Consider the following 14,063-nt stretch of genomic DNA (forward strand, 5'->3'; position numbering starts at 1 on the left):
CTCGGCCCGATCCCAAATCCGGTGACGGACCGCCGGACCGGGTCCGGCCGGGTCCGCAGCCGACCCGGTCAGACGGTCCAGGGGCCGAGGTTCCAGCCGCCGATCCGCCACCGGGAACGCTCCGAGAAGCTCTTGGCGACCTCGACGAGCTCGATCCAGTGACAGTTGTCGAGCCCCCGGAACACGGCGTCGGCGACGTCCTGGTCCAGGCCCACGAGGTCGCTCGCCGCGACCCGCGCGGACACCCCGTGCGCCACGACGACGGCCGTCTCGCCGGGTCGCAGCTGCTCGGCCACCTCGCGGAGCGCGGCACCGGCGCGCGCGGCGACGTCGGCCCGCGTCTCACCCGTGACCCCGCGCGGGGCGTCCTCCCCGCGGTCCAACGCGGCGACGACGTCGGGGAAGCGTTCGCGCACCTCGTCGGCGTGCAGGCCCTGCCACTGCCCGACGTGGACCTCGCGGAGCCGCTCGTCGAGCCGGACGGTGCGCCCGGTCAGCGCGGCGATCGCCGCAGCCGTCGACGCGGCGCGCTGGAGGTCGCTCGAGACGACGAGCGCCGGCTCGTACGCCGCCAGGTGCGGCGCGGCGGCCCGCACCTGGGCCAGCCCCCGCTCCGACAGCGGGGTGTCCTTGTGCCCCTGCCAGATGCGGGCGGCGTTGTCGACCGTCTCGGCGTGCCGGACCAGGACGATGCGGCGCGGGCGCGGGCGGCCCGGCGCTGCGGCGCTCACGCCTCGTCGTCGGACGCGGCGCCGTCCCCGGGCCGGGCCGGCGCGTCGACGCGCGTCAGGTCGATCTCGGGGCAGTCCTTCCAGAGCCGCTCGAGGGCGTAGTACTCGCGCTCCTCCTCGTGCTGCACGTGCACGATGATGTCGCCGAAGTCGATGAGGACCCAGCGGCCCTCGCGCTCCCCCTCGCGGCGCACCGGCTTGCTGCCGAGCTCGCGCAGGCGGTCCTCGACCTCGTCGACGATGGCGCCCACCTGACGCTCCGAGGCGGCCGAGGCGATGACGAAGACGTCGGTGAGCGGCATCTGCTCGCTGACGTCGATCGCGACGACCTTCTCGGCGATCTTCTCCTCGGCCGCGGCCGCGGCCGCCTTGGCGAGCTGGAGCGAACGGTCTGCTGCGGTCACTGGTCTCCTTGTGGTGCACCGACGGGGTCGGTCTGCGCGGCATAGAGCCGGTACTTGTTGATGTACTGGACGACGCCGTCCGGCACGAGGTACCAGACCGGCTCGCCCGCGGCCACGCGCGCGCGGCAGTCGGTGGAGCTGATGGCCATGGCCGGCACCTCCTGGAGCGTCACCCGGTCCTCGGGCAGGCCGGAGTCGGACAGCTCGTGACCGGGGCGGGTCACGCCGATGAAGTGGGCGAGTGCCCAGAGGGACTCCGAGTCCTTCCACGACAGGATCTCGGCGAGCGCGTCGGCTCCGGTGATGAAGAACAGCTCGTCGTCCGGTCGCTCGACGGCGATGTCGCGCAGGGTGTCGATCGTGTACGTCGGCCCGGGCCGGTCGATGTCGACGCGGCTCACGGTGAAGCGGGGGTTGCTCGCCGTCGCGATGACGGTCATGAGGTAACGGTCCTCGGCGGGTGAGACGTCCTTGTCGGCCTTCTGCCAGGGCTGCCCCGTGGGGACGAAGACGACCTCGTCGAGACCGAAGAGGGACTGGACCTCGCTGGCGGCGACGAGGTGGCCGTGGTGGATCGGGTCGAACGTGCCACCCATGACGCCGAGGCGCATGCTCAGTGGTGCGGTCCGTTCGGGTCGACGGGCGTGCCGTGGGAGCCGTGCTGGCGCTGGCGGCTCTGGCCCACCTTGTAGGCGGTGTTGCGGAAGCTCCACGTCACGCCGAGGGCGACGAGGAACAGCGTGAAGGCGATGATGAAGTAGGCGATCACCGGCATGGGAAGCTCGCGGGTGGCCTCCTCCGTCTCGGCGGCCAGGGCGAGAACACGATCAGACATGGGGCCAGCCTATCGTCCGGGCGCGGCGCAACCACGCGTGGCCGACGGACCCGAAGGGCTCGTCCCCACGGCCGACGTCTGCGAGCACGGCGTCGCGGCTCGCCTCGGCGAGCCTCACGACCTCGGGCGGGTAGCCGAGGGCGACCCGGTGCTCGTCGAACTCGTCCTCGTCCTCGACGAAGAGGTGCCCCTCGCGGGTGAGGACGACGTCGAGGTCGAGGTCGACCATCGTCACCTCCCACTCGGGACCGTCCTCGCCCCAGTGGTCGAGGGCCGGATCCCGGCGCTGCCAGCGTGCCGTCGTCGTCATGTCGACGTAGACGACGACGTCCCTCTCGACCGGGTAGAAGCCCGCGGCCCAGCCGCGGCCCCTCGGGGCCAGCGAGACCCAGTCGTACGGCTCGTGGAGGTCCATGCCGGGCCGCACGCAGCGGGTGCCGGGCGGTGCGTACCACCAGTGCCCGTGCTCGTCGGCGCCGAGGTAGCGCCCGGTCCACTGCCAGTGTGGCCCCCCACCCCACTTGGTGAAGCGGGCCGCGACCGGGGTGCCCGAGGCCACCCCGTCGGGCGGCAGGCCGGAGCCCGCCGGCCCGTCGGGCCCGCTCTCGCTGCCGGGGGCACCGGTCGGACGCATCACCCCGCGCACGCTAGTGCCGCATCCGCCCGAGCGCGACAGCCGGCGCACAGCGGCGTGACAGGGAGCACCCATCCGCGGCCGTACCCTTGTTCGCATGGTTCCCGAGCTGTCCGTCGTCATCCCGATGTACAACGAGGAGGAGGTGCTCCCCTTGCTCGTCCGGCGGCTGCGTCCGATCCTCGACGGACTCGGCACGCCGTACGAGGTCGTCGCGGTCGACGACGGCAGCAAGGACCTCACCGCAGCGCTGCTGCAGCGCTACCACCGCGAGTGGCCGCAGCTGCGCGTCGTGCGCCTGCGCGCGAACGCGGGCCACCAGGCCGCGATCTCGGCCGGGCTCGTGTGCGCCCGTGGCGACTACGTCGTGACGATCGACGCCGACCTGCAGGACCCCCCGGAGATCATCCCCCAGATGCTCGCCGCGGCGAAGGACGACGGCGTCGACGTCGTCTACGGCGTGCGCAACGACCGCTCCACGGACACGTGGTTCAAGCGCGTGTCGGCGCAGTCCTTCTACCGGCTCATCAAGGTCATGTCGCCGACGAGCGCGCACGCCGACGCCGGGGACTACCGCCTCATGTCGCGCGCCACCGTCGATGCCATCAACGGTCTGCCCGAGCACAACCGCGTCCTGCGCTTCATCGTCCCGGCGCTGAACTTCCCGTCCGACACCGTCGAGTACAAGCGGGAGGAGCGCGCGGCGGGTGACTCGAAGTACCCGCTCATGAAGATGATCAAGCTGTCGCTCGACTCGCTGACCGGCTTCTCCACCGCCCCGCTGCGGGTGGCGACCTTCGCCGGCTTCGCCGGTGCCGTCCTCGCCGTGCTGCTGTTCATCTACACGCTGGTGGCTCGCGCCCAGGGGCACACCGTGGCCGGCTGGACCTCGACGGTCGCCATCGTCTCGGCCGTCGGCGCCGTGCAGCTGGTCTGCGTCGGCATCCTCGGCGAGTACATCGGTCGGATGTACGCCCAGATGCAGAGCCGGCCGACCTACTTCATCGCCTACGACTCGATGACGGCCTCCGCCGCCGGTCACGGTCCGACCGACACGCCCCTGCCGGCGCAGCCGACCGACGCCCACATCGTCGGCCGCGGCCCCGAGGCGGCCGAGCACGCCGCGGGCGCCGCCGAGCCGGTCCGGACCGTCGACGACGGCCGCAGCTCCGCCCAGGCGGGTCAGCTGCGCGGCTGAGCCCGGACGAGGAGGCTGACGCCGGGCAGCCCGCCCACCGGCAGGTACCGCTCGGCGGTGATGATGGCGCGCAGCCCGAGGTTGACCACGGGGTGCAGGTCCTCGAGGTCCGAGCCGGAGCTGTTGCGGCGGCGCATGGCGACGACCGGCCGCAGCAGGACGTTCCACGACCGCACGTCGGCCACGTCGAAGCCGCCCCGGTCCAGCAGGTCGAGCAGACCCTCGCGGGTGTAGCGGCGGACGTGGTCGACGGCGACGTCGTGGCTCGACCACAGCCGCGGGTCGGCCGGGACGGCGACGAGGTAGGTGCCGCCGGGTCGCAGCACGCGCCGGACCTCGGCGACGGCGGCGTCGTCGTCGTGCAGGTGCTCCAGGACGTCGAAGGCGACGACGAGGTCGAGCGAGTCGTCGGCGAGCGGCAGGTTGGTCGCGTCCCCCCGCAGGGTGGCCAGCCCGCGTTCGTGGGCCACCTCGGCACCGTCGGCGCCGTACTCCAACGCGACTGCGTCCCAACCGTGTCGGCGAAGGACGCGGGTGTTGCCGCCACCGGCCGCACCGATGTCGATGGCGCGTCCGGGGGTCAGACCGGAGATGGCCCGCGCGAGCAGGTGGCGCCGCTCGCGGTACCACCAGTGCTCGTCCTCGAGCTCGGCGAGCTTGCGGACCTCGGTGCCTTCCATGACGGCACATCATGCCATCAGCGCCGGCGCGCGCCGCGGCGCGGTCACCGGACGGTCCCGACCCGCGTCAGCGCACGTGCCCGTCCCCCTCGACGACCCACTTGGTCGTCGTCAGCTCGGGCAGGGCCATCGGCCCGCGTGCGTGCAGCTTCTGCGTCGAGATGCCGATCTCGGCGCCGAACCCGAACTCGCCGCCGTCGGTGAACCGCGTGCTCGCGTTGACCATGACGGCGGCTGCGTCGACCTCGGCCGTGAAGCGCCGCGCGGCGCCCCGGTCCTCGGTGACGATCGCCTCGGTGTGCCCGGTCCCGTACCGGCGGATGCGGTCCATGGCCTCGTCGAGGTCCTCGACGACAGCGACGCTCATCTCGAGGCCGTGCCACTCGGTGCCGAAGTCGGCCTCGGTGGCGAGGTCGTAGGCCGCGCCGGCCGCCTCGGCGTAGTCGGTCACCTCGGGTCCGACGTGCAGGCGCACGCCGGCGCCGGCGAGGTCGGTCAGCGTCTTGGGCAGGAAATCCGCGGCGACGTCCCGGTGCACGAGCAGCGACTCGGCCGCGTTGCAGACGCTCGGCCGGTGCGTCTTGGCGTTGAGGGTGATGGCCCGGGCCTTGTCGAGGTCGGCCGCCCGGTCGACGAAGACGTGGCACACCCCGACGCCGGTCTCGATGACCGGCACCGTCGACTCGGTGACGACGGTCTGGATGAGGTCGGCACCGCCGCGCGGGATGACGAGGTCGACCTTGCCGCGGGCGGTCATGAGAGCGCGCGCGGCGTCGCGGCCGCCCTCCTCGAGGAGGTTGACGGCATCGGCCGGGAGGCCTTGGGCTGCAAGGGAACCCCGCAGCGCCTCGACGAGCGCGTGGTTGCTGCTGGCGGCGGCAGACCCGCCGCGCAGGATGACGGCGTTGCCCGACTTGAGGCCGAGCCCGGCGGCGTCGACGGTGACGTTGGGCCGGGCCTCGTAGATCATCCCGATGACGCCCATCGGCACCCGCACCTGGCGGATCTGCAGCCCGTTGGCGAGGGTCGAGCCACGGACCACCTCGCCGACGGGGTCCGGCAGCGCGGCGACGTCGCGCAGCGCCTGGGCCACGGCGCCGACCCGCTCCTCGTCGAGGCGCAGGCGGTCCTGGAGGCTCTCGGACATGCCCTGCGCGCGCCCGCGCTCGAGGTCCTCGGCGTTGGCGGCGACGATCGCCGGGGCGGCCGCGTCGACGGCGTCCGCGAGCGCGAGCAGCGCGGCGTCCTTCTCGGCGCGGGACATGAGGGCGAGCCGGCGGGACGCGACACGCGCGCCCTCGGCCACCCGCGTCACGTACTCGACGACTGCGGGGTCGATGGTGCGTTCCATGGTCCAAGGGTAGGTCGGCCCGGCGGCGTCCCACGCACGCCTTTCGCGACGTGGGACCTGCCGCCGCGCGGGGGTCAGGAGAAGACGCCGCTGTAGGCGTTGAGGGCCGGTTGTCCCCCGAGGTGCGCGTAGAGGACGGTCGACCCGGACGGGATCTCCCCCGAGGTCACGAGGTCGACGAGGCCGGCCATCGACTTCCCCTCGTAGACCGGGTCGAGGATCATCCCCTCGAGACGGCCCGAGAGCCGGATCGCCTCGACGGTCGACTCGACGGGGACGCCGTAGAGGTCACCGGCCCAGCCCGCCAGGACGGTCAGCTCGTCGTCGCGCAGCTCGCGTTCCAGGCCGATGAGCGAGGCCGTGTGCCGGGCGATCCGCGCGACCTGGTCCCGGGTCTTCTCGAGCGTCGCGGAGGCGTCGATGCCGATGACCCGGCGCGGGCGGCCACCGGCGTCCTCCAGCGCGGCGAAGCCCGCCACCATGCCCGCGTGAGTCGAGCCGGTGACGGTGCAGACGACGATGGTGTCGAAGAAGACACCGAACTCCCGCTCCTGCTCGGCCACCTCGTAGGCCCAGCCGGCGAAGCCGAGCCCGCCGAGGCGGTGCTCGGACGCGCCGGCGGGGATCGCGTACGGCGTGCCACCCGCCGCCTCGACCTCGGCGACGGCCTCCTCCCACGAGGGCCGGATGCCGATGTCGAAGCCGTGCGGGTCGAGCCGGACGTCGGCTCCCATGATCCGCGACAGGAGGATGTTGCCGACGGTGTCGTTGACGGGGTCGTCCCAGTCGACCCACCTCTCCTGGACGAGACGACACCGGAGGCCGAGCTTTGCGGCGACCGCGGCCACCTGTCGCGTGTGGTTGCTCTGGTAGCCGCCGATCGACACGAGGGTGTCGGCACCACTGGCAAGCACGTCGGGGACGATGTACTCGAGCTTGCGGGTCTTGTTGCCCCCGAAGGCGAGGCCGCTGTTGACGTCCTCGCGCTTGGCCCACACCTCGGCGCCACCCAGGTGGGTGGTGAGGCGGTCGAGCCGGTGCACCGGGCTCGGCCCGAAGGTCAGCGGGTAGCGCTCGAAGTCGTGGATCGACATGGTGGGTCTCCTTGCGGTGCGGGCGTTCTCGGACGCGTGTGCGAGCGAGGGATGGAAGGCTCTGGCGCTCAGTCGTTCTCGGACTCGAGGCTCTCGATGAGCGGGCGCAGCGTCTCCCAGGTCTCGTGAGCCGCCTGTCCCGCGGCGCTCGCGTCGCCGGCGGCGCAGAGCTCGACGATGCGGTCGTGGAGCGCCACCGAGGCCCGTCCGGACAGCGAGCCGAAGCGCAGCCGCTCGAGCCGGCGCAGGACCGGTGTGAACTGGTCGAGGACGCTCTCGACGGCTGCGTTGGCGGCGGCGCGCACCGTGACGGCGTGGAACGCGTCGTCGGCGGCGACGGCGGCGTCGGCGTCGCCGCGGCTCAGGGCGTCGGCGAAGCGCTCGTTCGCAGCACGCATCGCCTCGAGGTCGGCCGCGCCCAGCTGCGGCACCGCGAGCTCGACGGCGAGCCGGTGCATCGACGCGACGACAGCCTGCGCGTCCCGGATGGCGCGCGCGTCGAGGCCGGCGACGGTCGTCGAGCGGCCCGGCGCGGCGTGCACGAGCCCGGCCTGGGCCAGCCGCAGCAGGGCCTCGCGGACCGGGGTGCGACTCACCCCCAGCCACGCTGCGAGCTCCTGGTCGCGCAGCTGTTCCCCTGGCGTCAACGTGCCGTCGACGATCGCGTCGCGCAGGCGCCGGTGCACGTCGTCGCGCAGCAACGGCCGCGGTGGCACGACCTCGGCCGGAATGGGCATGCGATATATTGCACATCGCCAAGGGGGTCTGTCAACGCCGCGCCCTACGGCCGTGTCCACCACCCGAGACCCCGCACCGCGGGCGCTCGACCGGGTGGCTAGGGTGGGTGACGTCCTTCACGGGAGTCCGGCGCACCGGGCTGAGAGGGGGCTGACGCGGCCCTGACCGTCCACACCTGATCCGGATCATGCCGGCGCAGGGACCAAGGAGACGCGATGACGCCGCACGACCCGACGGGGCACCTCCCCCGGCTCCACGTCCTCACCGACACCCGCGACGGGCGTGACCCGATGCGCGAGGTCCGGGCCGCCGTGGCCTGCCCCGAGCCCCGGTCGCTCGCCGTCCAGGTGCGCGCCAAGGAGCTGACCGACCGCGCCGCGCTCGACCTGACGCTCCGGGTGCTCGCGGTCGCCCGGCCGGCCGGCGTCCTGGTCCTCGTCGACGACCGCCTCGACGTCGCACTCGCCGCGGGCGCCGACGGCGTGCACCTCGGTGCCACGGACCTTCCGGTCGCACGGGTGCGGGCGCTGGTCCCGGCCGGCTTCGTCGTCGGCGCCACGGCCCGCGACGCGGCCACCGCGCGTGCCGCCGAGGCGGAGGGGGCCACCTATCTGGGCGTCGGCCCGGCGTACGCGACGACGACCAAGCCCGGCCTGCCCGACCCCCTCGGGCCGGCGGGCGTCGCCGCCGTCGCGGCCGCGACCCGGCTGCCCGTCGTCGCGATCGGGGGCGTCGACGCGTCCCGCGTCCCCGCGCTGCTCGGGGCCGGGGCGCACGGCGTCGCGGTCGTGGGCGCACTGATCACCGCGGCCGACCCGGCCGCGTCCCTGGCGGGGCTCCTCCGGGCGCTGGCCGGCGCGGACACGAACCCGCCCCTCCCGTCCGGGTCCCCACCACCGATCGACCCGTCGACGCCCCTGGCGTCGGCGGTCGGGAACGGGTCGACCGGCGCCGCGTCGTGACGGCCGAGGAGCCGAACCCGGCGCCCGCGCGGCGCGTCGCCGTCCTCGGCGGCGGGGTCATCGGGTTGTCGTGCGCGTGGCGGCTCGCCCGAGGGGGCCACGTCGTCACCGTGCTCGACCCGGCCCTCGGCACGGGCGCCAGCCACGCGGCGGCCGGCATGGTCGCGCCGGCGAGCGAGGCGGTCTTCGGCCAGGACGCCCTCCTGTCCGCGGGGCTCGTCTCGGCCCGGGCGTGGCCCCAGTTCGCCGACCAGCTGGCCCGTGACGCCGGACGACCCCTCGACCTCGCGCCGCGCGGGACGCTCCTCGTCGCCTTCGACGCCGACGACGCCTCGCACCTCGCCCGTCATGCCCACCTCCTCGAGCGGCGCGGCTGCCGGGCCGAGCGGCTCACGGCGCGGGCGGCGCGCCGCCTCGAGCCGGCGCTGAGCCCACGGGTCACGGGAGCCCTGCGTCTCGAGGAGGCCGCCGTCGACCCGCGGGCCGTCGTCGCGGCGCTCGCAGACGCGTTCGTGGCGCACGGGGGCACCGTGTTGCCCGTGGCCGCGGAGCCGGTGCTGCACCAGGGACGGGCCGTCGCGGCACGTCCCGTCGGGACCGGCTTCGGCCCGGGCGGCGCCGCGGCAGACGTCGACATCGACGCCGACGTGGTCGTCGTCGCGGCGGGCTGGTCGGCACCGGCCGCCCTCCGCTCCCTCGGCCACCCCGTCCCCGTCCGCCCGCTCAAGGGCCAGGTGCTCCGGCTGGGCACCACCGGCGACGTGCTGGGCCACACGGTGCGTGCCACGGTCCACGGCCGTGAGGTGTACGTCGTACCGCGACCGGACGGCGAGGTGGTCGTCGGGGCCACGAGCGAGGACGTCGGCGAGGACACCACGGTCACCGCTGGTGCCGTCCACGACCTGCTGCACGACGCCGTCGACGTCGTGCCCGAGCTCGCGGAGGCGGACTTCCGCGAGGCGACGGCCCGGCTGCGTCCGGCGACGCCCGACAACCTCCCGCTCGTGGGCCCGACCTGCGTCGAGGGGCTGCTCGTGGCCGCCGGGCACGGTCGGGACGGCGTCCTGCTCGCGCCGCTGACGGCCGAGACGGTCACCGCCCACGTCGACGGCCGCCCACCCCCGCGGCCGGCCCTCGCCTTCGACCCCGTCCGACTCTGCCCGTCCCCCGACCCGAAGGAGCACGCGTGACCGTCCACGTCAACGGCGAGGAGCGCCTCGTGCGCCCCGGCGCCACCGTCCACGACCTCGTCGAGGACCTCGGGGTGCCACCTCGTGGTGTCGCGGTCGCGGTCGACCACGTCGTCGTCCCGCGGTCCGCGTGGGCCCGCACCGTCGTCCCGGTGGGCTCCCGGGTCGAGGTGGTCACGGCCCTGCAAGGTGGCTGACGTGGGAACCGTTGCCGCGCAGGCCGGCCCGGCAGACCCCTTCGTCCTGGGCGGAACGACGTTCGGGTCGAGGCTCGTCCTCGGCACCGGCGGAGCCACGGGCCACGACGTGCTCGCGGCCGCCGTGCGCGCGTCCGGGACGGAGATGGTCACCGTGGCGATGCGGCGCGTGCCGCCGGGCGGGACCGGCGGCCTGCTCGACGTCCTCGACGCGTCCGGGGTCCGGCTGCTGCCCAACACGGCCGGCTGCCGCACCGCCCGGGAGGCGCTGCTCACGGCACGGCTCGCCCGTGAGGCCCTGGGCACCGACTGGGTCAAGCTCGAGGTCGTCGCCGACGACCGGACGCTGCTGCCCGACGTCGTCGAGCTCCTCGACGCGGCGGAGCAGCTCGTCCGGGACGGCTTCACGGTGCTGCCGTACACGAACGACGACCCGGTCGTGGCGCGTCGGCTCGCCGACGTCGGCTGTGCGGCGGTCATGCCGCTCGGATCACCGATCGGCAGCGGGCTCGGCATCCGCAACCCCCACGCGATCGAGCTGGTCCGCGACGCCGTCGACGTGCCCGTCGTCCTCGACGCCGGCATCGGCACGGCCTCGGACGCCGCGCTGGCGATGGAGCTCGGGTGCGACGCCGTGCTGCTCGCCACGGCGGTGACCCGGGCCGAGGACCCGGTCGCGATGGCCACCGCGATGCGGCACGCCGTCGAGGCCGGGCGCCTGGCCCGGCTGGCCGGGCGGGTCCCTCGGCGACACCTGGCCCGGGCCTCCTCGCCCCTCGAGGGAATGGTCGGCGCGTGAGCGCGCCACGCGTGCTCGTCGTCACCGACCGCAGCCAGGTTCCCGCCGGTCGCGCGGTGCTCGACGTCGTCGCGCTGGCGCTCGACGGGGGCGCCGACGGCGTCCTCGTCCGCGAGCGCGACCTGCCGGCACCCGAGCGGGCCCGGCTCGTCGAGGCGGTGGCGACGCTCTGCGCCGAGGCGCAGGCCGGGCTCCTCGTCGCCGCTCCCCTGCCACCGGACCTCACCGTGCCGCTCGACACGGTGGGGGTGCACCTGCCCAGCCGCGACGTCGACCGGGTCCGCGAGCTCGACCCCGAGCTGGCCGGGGCGCGGCTCGTCGGCCGGTCCTGCCACCGGGTGTCCGACCTCGTGCGAGCAGCCGACGACTGGCTCGACCTCGCGACGCTCTCGCCGGTGGCACCGACGCGGTCCAAGCCCGGCTACGGGCCGGCACTCGGCCTCACCGGGCTGCGCGCGGCCCTCACCACCGCCCGACGCGTCCGCCGCACGCTGCCCGCCGTCCTCGCCCTCGGCGGGGTCGACGCGTCGAACGCCGGCGCCTGTCTCGACGCGGGGGCCGACGGCGTCGCCGTCATGGGCCCGGTGATGCGCGCCGCCGACCCGACGGCCGCGACCCGCGCCATCGTCGAGTCGGTCTCTGCCTCAGGGGGGTTCCCGCCATGACGTCCACCACGCCACCCGTCGCCCTGACCGTCGCCGGCTCGGACTCCGGTGGCGGCGCGGGCCTGCAGGCCGACCTCGCGACGTTCGGCGCCCTCGGCGTGCACGGCGCGAGCGCCGTCACCGCCGTCACCGTCCAGGACACGACCGGGGTGCACGCGGTGCACGCGGTGCCCGCCGACGTCGTCGCCGCGCAGGTCGAGGCGGTCCTGCGCGACCTGGCGCCGGCGGCGGTCAAGGTGGGGATGCTCGGCTCCGTCGACGTCGTGGCGGCAGTGGCCGGCTTCGCGGCGCTCGGACGCCTCCCTCGACTCGTCGTCGACCCCGTGCTCGTCGCGACGAGCGGGGACCCGCTGGCCGGTCCCGGGGTGCCGGCGGCCCTGCGCGACCTGCTCCTGCCGCACGCGACGCTGCTCACCCCGAACACCGAGGAGGCCGGCGTCCTGCTGGGCTGCCGGCCCGCCACGGACGTCGCCGGCCAGACGCGGCAGGCCCGCGCCCTCCGGGAGTCGACCGGGTGCCGGGCCGTCGTCGTCACCGGCGGCGTCGTCACCTCCCGCGAAGGCACGGACCGCGTCGACGTGCTCGTCGACGCGTCCGGCAGCCACGTCCTGCGCTCCGCCGAGCTGCCGACGCGCAACGACCACGGCACCGGCTGCACCTTCGCCTCGGCCGCCGCTGCCCACCTGGCCCGCGGCGCCGACGTCCCCGACGCCGTGGGGTCCGCCCGGGCCTTCGTGCGCCGCGCGCTGCTCGCCTCGGCGGCCTGGCGCCTCGGCGCGGGACGCGGCCCCGTCGCCCACACCACGACCCACCCCCACCCGTCCACCACCCAGCGAGGAGCCCGTCCATGACGACCCACCGACCCGCCCGCACCAAGGTGCACGTCCCCAGCGAGCCGCACGGGCTGGCCGTGCCGTTCACCGAGGTGACCCAGTCCGGCGACAACCCCCCGTTCCGCCTCTACGACACGTCGGGGCCCGGCAGCGTGCCCGAGGAGGGCCTGCCGCCGCTGCGAGCCGGGTGGATCGCCGAGCGCGGCGACACCGAGGAGTACACCGGCAGGGAACGAGTCCTCGCCGACGACGGCCGCACGGCCGTGCGCCGTGGCGCGGCCTCCCTCGAGTGGCGCGGCACGCGTCGAAACCCCCTGCGCGCCAAGGGAAGGCGCCGCGTCACCCAGCTGGCCTATGCCCGCGCAGGGGTCGTGACCAAGGAGATGGAGTTCGTCGCCACCCGCGAGCGCTGCGACGTCGAGCTCGTCCGCAGCGAGGTCGCCGCGGGACGCGCGATCATCCCCGCCAACGTCAACCACCCGGAGAGCGAGCCGATGGTCATCGGGCGGGCCTTCCTCGTCAAGGTCAACGCGAACATCGGCAACTCCGCGGTGACGAGCTCGGTGGCCGAGGAGGTCGAGAAGCTGACGTGGGCCACCCGGTGGGGCGCGGACACCGTCATGGACCTGTCGACCGGCGACGACATCCACACGACCCGCGAGTGGGTCGTGCGCAACTCCCCGGTCCCGATCGGCACCGTGCCGATCTACCAGGCCCTGGAGAAGGTCGACGGGGACGCGTCACGGCTGTCGTGGGAGGTCTTCCGCGACACGGTCGTCGAGCAGTGCGAGCAGGGTGTCGACTACATGACCGTCCACGCCGGCGTCCTGCTGCGCTACGTGCCGCTCACGGCCCGTCGGATCACGGGCATCGTCAGCCGGGGCGGGTCGATCATGGCCGGCTGGTGCCTGGCCCACCACGAGGAGAACTTCCTCTACACCCACTTCGACGAGCTGTGCGAGATCCTCGCCCGCTACGACGTCGCCTTCAGCCTCGGCGACGGCCTGCGGCCCGGCTGCACCGCCGACGCCAACGACGAGGCCCAGCTGTCCGAGCTGCGCACCCTCGCCGAGCTGACGGAGCGGGCCTGGGACCACGACGTCCAGGTGATGGTCGAGGGCCCGGGCCACGTGCCGCTCGACCTCGTCAAGGAGAACGTCGACCTCCAGCAGGACTGGTGCCACGGTGCGCCGTTCTACACCCTCGGCCCGCTCGCCACCGACGTCGCACCGGGGTACGACCACATCACCTCGGCGATCGGCGCTGCGCACATCGCCTGGCACGGCACGGCGATGCTCTGCTACGTCACGCCGAAGGAGCACCTCGGCCTGCCGAACCGCGACGACGTCAAGACGGGTGTCATCACGTACAAGCTCGCGGCGCACGCGGCGGACCTGGCCAAGCGCCACCCCTACGCGCGCGACTGGGACGACGCCCTGTCGCGCGCGCGTTTCGAGTTCCGCTGGGAGGACCAGTTCAACCTCTCCCTCGACCCGGAGACGGCGCGCGCGTTCCACGACGAGACGCTGCCCGCCGAGCCGGCCAAGACGGCGCACTTCTGCTCCATGTGCGGCCCGAAGTTCTGCTCGATGCGCATCAGCCAGGACGTCCGACGCTACGCGGCCGAGCGGGGGCTGACCGACGACGACGCCGTGGCGGCCGGGCTGGCCGACAAGAGCCGCCAGTTCCTCGACCTCGGCGCGTCCGTCTACGTCGAGGCACCCTGACCGAGGCCGGCGCCTCCCCCGGCTC

General features: G+C 74.5%; 17 protein-coding genes and 1 riboswitch. Of the genes, 8 read left to right on the plus strand and 9 right to left on the minus strand.

What is annotated here, in order from left to right:
• Positions 1-68 precede the first annotated feature (68 nt).
• Genes AC1VM9_RS19855 through AC1VM9_RS19875 form a run of 5 tightly spaced genes read right to left on the minus strand, consistent with a single transcriptional unit; the run spans position 69 to position 2,604 of the window.
• Positions 69-731 (minus strand): histidine phosphatase family protein, encoded by a 663-nt coding sequence (locus AC1VM9_RS19855; protein WP_481344943.1) that lies wholly within the window; start codon positions 729-731, stop codon positions 69-71.
• The gene (gene rsfS / locus AC1VM9_RS19860) at positions 728-1,135 is read right to left on the minus strand and encodes a ribosome silencing factor (protein WP_483123819.1); all 408 of its coding nucleotides are present in this window, start codon (positions 1,133-1,135) and stop codon (positions 728-730) included. The genes AC1VM9_RS19855 and rsfS overlap by 4 nt, the downstream gene beginning before the upstream one ends.
• On the minus strand, positions 1,132-1,746 hold the full coding sequence (gene nadD, locus AC1VM9_RS19865) for a nicotinate-nucleotide adenylyltransferase (protein WP_481342138.1): 615 nt from the start codon (positions 1,744-1,746) through the stop codon (positions 1,132-1,134). The genes rsfS and nadD overlap by 4 nt, the downstream gene beginning before the upstream one ends.
• A gap of 2 nt (positions 1,747-1,748) precedes the next feature.
• Positions 1,749-1,970, minus strand: a complete 222-nt coding sequence (locus AC1VM9_RS19870) for a transposase domain-containing protein (protein WP_481342139.1) — start codon at positions 1,968-1,970, stop codon at positions 1,749-1,751.
• Positions 1,963-2,604, minus strand: a complete 642-nt coding sequence (locus tag AC1VM9_RS19875; RefSeq protein ID WP_483124052.1) for a DUF402 domain-containing protein — start codon at positions 2,602-2,604, stop codon at positions 1,963-1,965. Before AC1VM9_RS19875 ends, AC1VM9_RS19870 begins: the two co-directional genes overlap by 8 nt.
• Before the next feature lie 97 nt (positions 2,605-2,701).
• On the opposite strand from AC1VM9_RS19875, the gene AC1VM9_RS19880 reads away from it, so the two are divergent.
• A complete protein-coding gene (locus tag AC1VM9_RS19880) occupies positions 2,702-3,802 on the plus strand; it encodes a glycosyltransferase family 2 protein (RefSeq protein WP_483123821.1) in 1,101 nt (366 codons plus the stop codon).
• Here AC1VM9_RS19880 and AC1VM9_RS19885 read toward each other — a convergent pair.
• The 4 genes from AC1VM9_RS19885 to AC1VM9_RS19900 form a co-directional block, all read right to left on the minus strand.
• A complete protein-coding gene (locus AC1VM9_RS19885; protein WP_481342141.1) occupies positions 3,787-4,482 on the minus strand; it encodes a class I SAM-dependent methyltransferase in 696 nt (231 codons plus the stop codon). The two genes, AC1VM9_RS19880 and AC1VM9_RS19885, sit on opposite strands and share 16 nt — an antisense overlap.
• Positions 4,483-4,549: 67 nt before the next feature.
• Positions 4,550-5,833, minus strand: coding sequence for a glutamate-5-semialdehyde dehydrogenase (locus AC1VM9_RS19890; RefSeq protein ID WP_481344940.1), 1,284 nt, complete (start codon positions 5,831-5,833; stop codon positions 4,550-4,552).
• Positions 5,834-5,907: 74 nt separating this feature from the next.
• Positions 5,908-6,927: a 1-aminocyclopropane-1-carboxylate deaminase gene (locus tag AC1VM9_RS19895; RefSeq protein WP_483123822.1), complete on the minus strand. Its 1,020-nt coding sequence runs from the start codon at positions 6,925-6,927 to the stop codon at positions 5,908-5,910.
• Positions 6,928-6,995: 68 nt separating this feature from the next.
• Entirely contained in the window at positions 6,996-7,664 is a 669-nt protein-coding gene (locus tag AC1VM9_RS19900; RefSeq protein ID WP_483123823.1) for a GntR family transcriptional regulator, read from the minus strand.
• A gap of 109 nt (positions 7,665-7,773) precedes the next feature.
• A riboswitch (TPP riboswitch) is annotated at positions 7,774-7,885 on the plus strand.
• On the opposite strand from AC1VM9_RS19900, the gene thiE reads away from it, so the two are divergent.
• From thiE to thiC, 7 genes are all read left to right on the plus strand, one after another.
• Positions 7,881-8,627: a thiamine phosphate synthase gene (thiE, locus tag AC1VM9_RS19905; protein ID WP_483123825.1), complete on the plus strand. Its 747-nt coding sequence runs from the start codon at positions 7,881-7,883 to the stop codon at positions 8,625-8,627. (Overlaps the previous riboswitch by 5 nt.)
• A complete protein-coding gene (thiO, locus tag AC1VM9_RS19910) occupies positions 8,624-9,817 on the plus strand; it encodes a glycine oxidase ThiO (RefSeq protein WP_483123826.1) in 1,194 nt (397 codons plus the stop codon). The genes thiE and thiO overlap by 4 nt, the downstream gene beginning before the upstream one ends.
• Positions 9,814-10,014, plus strand: coding sequence for a sulfur carrier protein ThiS (thiS, locus tag AC1VM9_RS19915; RefSeq protein ID WP_481342094.1), 201 nt, complete (start codon positions 9,814-9,816; stop codon positions 10,012-10,014). The genes thiO and thiS overlap by 4 nt, the downstream gene beginning before the upstream one ends.
• Positions 10,007-10,813: a thiazole synthase gene (locus AC1VM9_RS19920; protein ID WP_483123827.1), complete on the plus strand. Its 807-nt coding sequence runs from the start codon at positions 10,007-10,009 to the stop codon at positions 10,811-10,813. Before thiS ends, AC1VM9_RS19920 begins: the two co-directional genes overlap by 8 nt.
• The gene (locus AC1VM9_RS19925) at positions 10,810-11,478 is read left to right on the plus strand and encodes a thiamine phosphate synthase (RefSeq protein ID WP_483123829.1); all 669 of its coding nucleotides are present in this window, start codon (positions 10,810-10,812) and stop codon (positions 11,476-11,478) included. The genes AC1VM9_RS19920 and AC1VM9_RS19925 overlap by 4 nt, the downstream gene beginning before the upstream one ends.
• Entirely contained in the window at positions 11,475-12,329 is an 855-nt protein-coding gene (thiD, locus tag AC1VM9_RS19930) for a bifunctional hydroxymethylpyrimidine kinase/phosphomethylpyrimidine kinase (protein ID WP_483123830.1), read from the plus strand. Before AC1VM9_RS19925 ends, thiD begins: the two co-directional genes overlap by 4 nt.
• Positions 12,326-14,038 (plus strand): phosphomethylpyrimidine synthase ThiC, encoded by a 1,713-nt coding sequence (gene thiC, locus AC1VM9_RS19935; RefSeq protein ID WP_483123831.1) that lies wholly within the window; start codon positions 12,326-12,328, stop codon positions 14,036-14,038. Before thiD ends, thiC begins: the two co-directional genes overlap by 4 nt.
• Positions 14,039-14,063: the final 25 nt, after the last annotated feature.

The sequence above is a fragment of the Monashia sp. HAY1-11D genome (assembly GCF_056868035.1).

Coding starts and splice junctions, on each gene's coding strand:
- nadD (WP_481342138.1), bottom strand. CDS start 1,746: ATGCGCCTCGGCGTCATGGGTGGCACGTTCGACCCGATCCACCACGGC.
- AC1VM9_RS19870 (WP_481342139.1), bottom strand. CDS start 1,970: ATGTCTGATCGTGTTCTCGCCCTGGCCGCCGAGACGGAGGAGGCCACC.
- AC1VM9_RS19875 (WP_483124052.1), bottom strand. CDS start 2,604: ATGCGTCCGACCGGTGCCCCCGGCAGCGAGAGCGGGCCCGACGGGCCG.
- AC1VM9_RS19880 (WP_483123821.1), top strand. CDS start 2,702: ATGGTTCCCGAGCTGTCCGTCGTCATCCCGATGTACAACGAGGAGGAG.
- AC1VM9_RS19885 (WP_481342141.1), bottom strand. CDS start 4,482: ATGGAAGGCACCGAGGTCCGCAAGCTCGCCGAGCTCGAGGACGAGCAC.
- AC1VM9_RS19890 (WP_481344940.1), bottom strand. CDS start 5,833: ATGGAACGCACCATCGACCCCGCAGTCGTCGAGTACGTGACGCGGGTG.
- AC1VM9_RS19895 (WP_483123822.1), bottom strand. CDS start 6,927: ATGTCGATCCACGACTTCGAGCGCTACCCGCTGACCTTCGGGCCGAGC.
- AC1VM9_RS19900 (WP_483123823.1), bottom strand. CDS start 7,664: ATGCCCATTCCGGCCGAGGTCGTGCCACCGCGGCCGTTGCTGCGCGAC.
- thiE (WP_483123825.1), top strand. CDS start 7,881: ATGACGCCGCACGACCCGACGGGGCACCTCCCCCGGCTCCACGTCCTC.
- thiD (WP_483123830.1), top strand. CDS start 11,475: ATGACGTCCACCACGCCACCCGTCGCCCTGACCGTCGCCGGCTCGGAC.
- thiC (WP_483123831.1), top strand. CDS start 12,326: ATGACGACCCACCGACCCGCCCGCACCAAGGTGCACGTCCCCAGCGAG.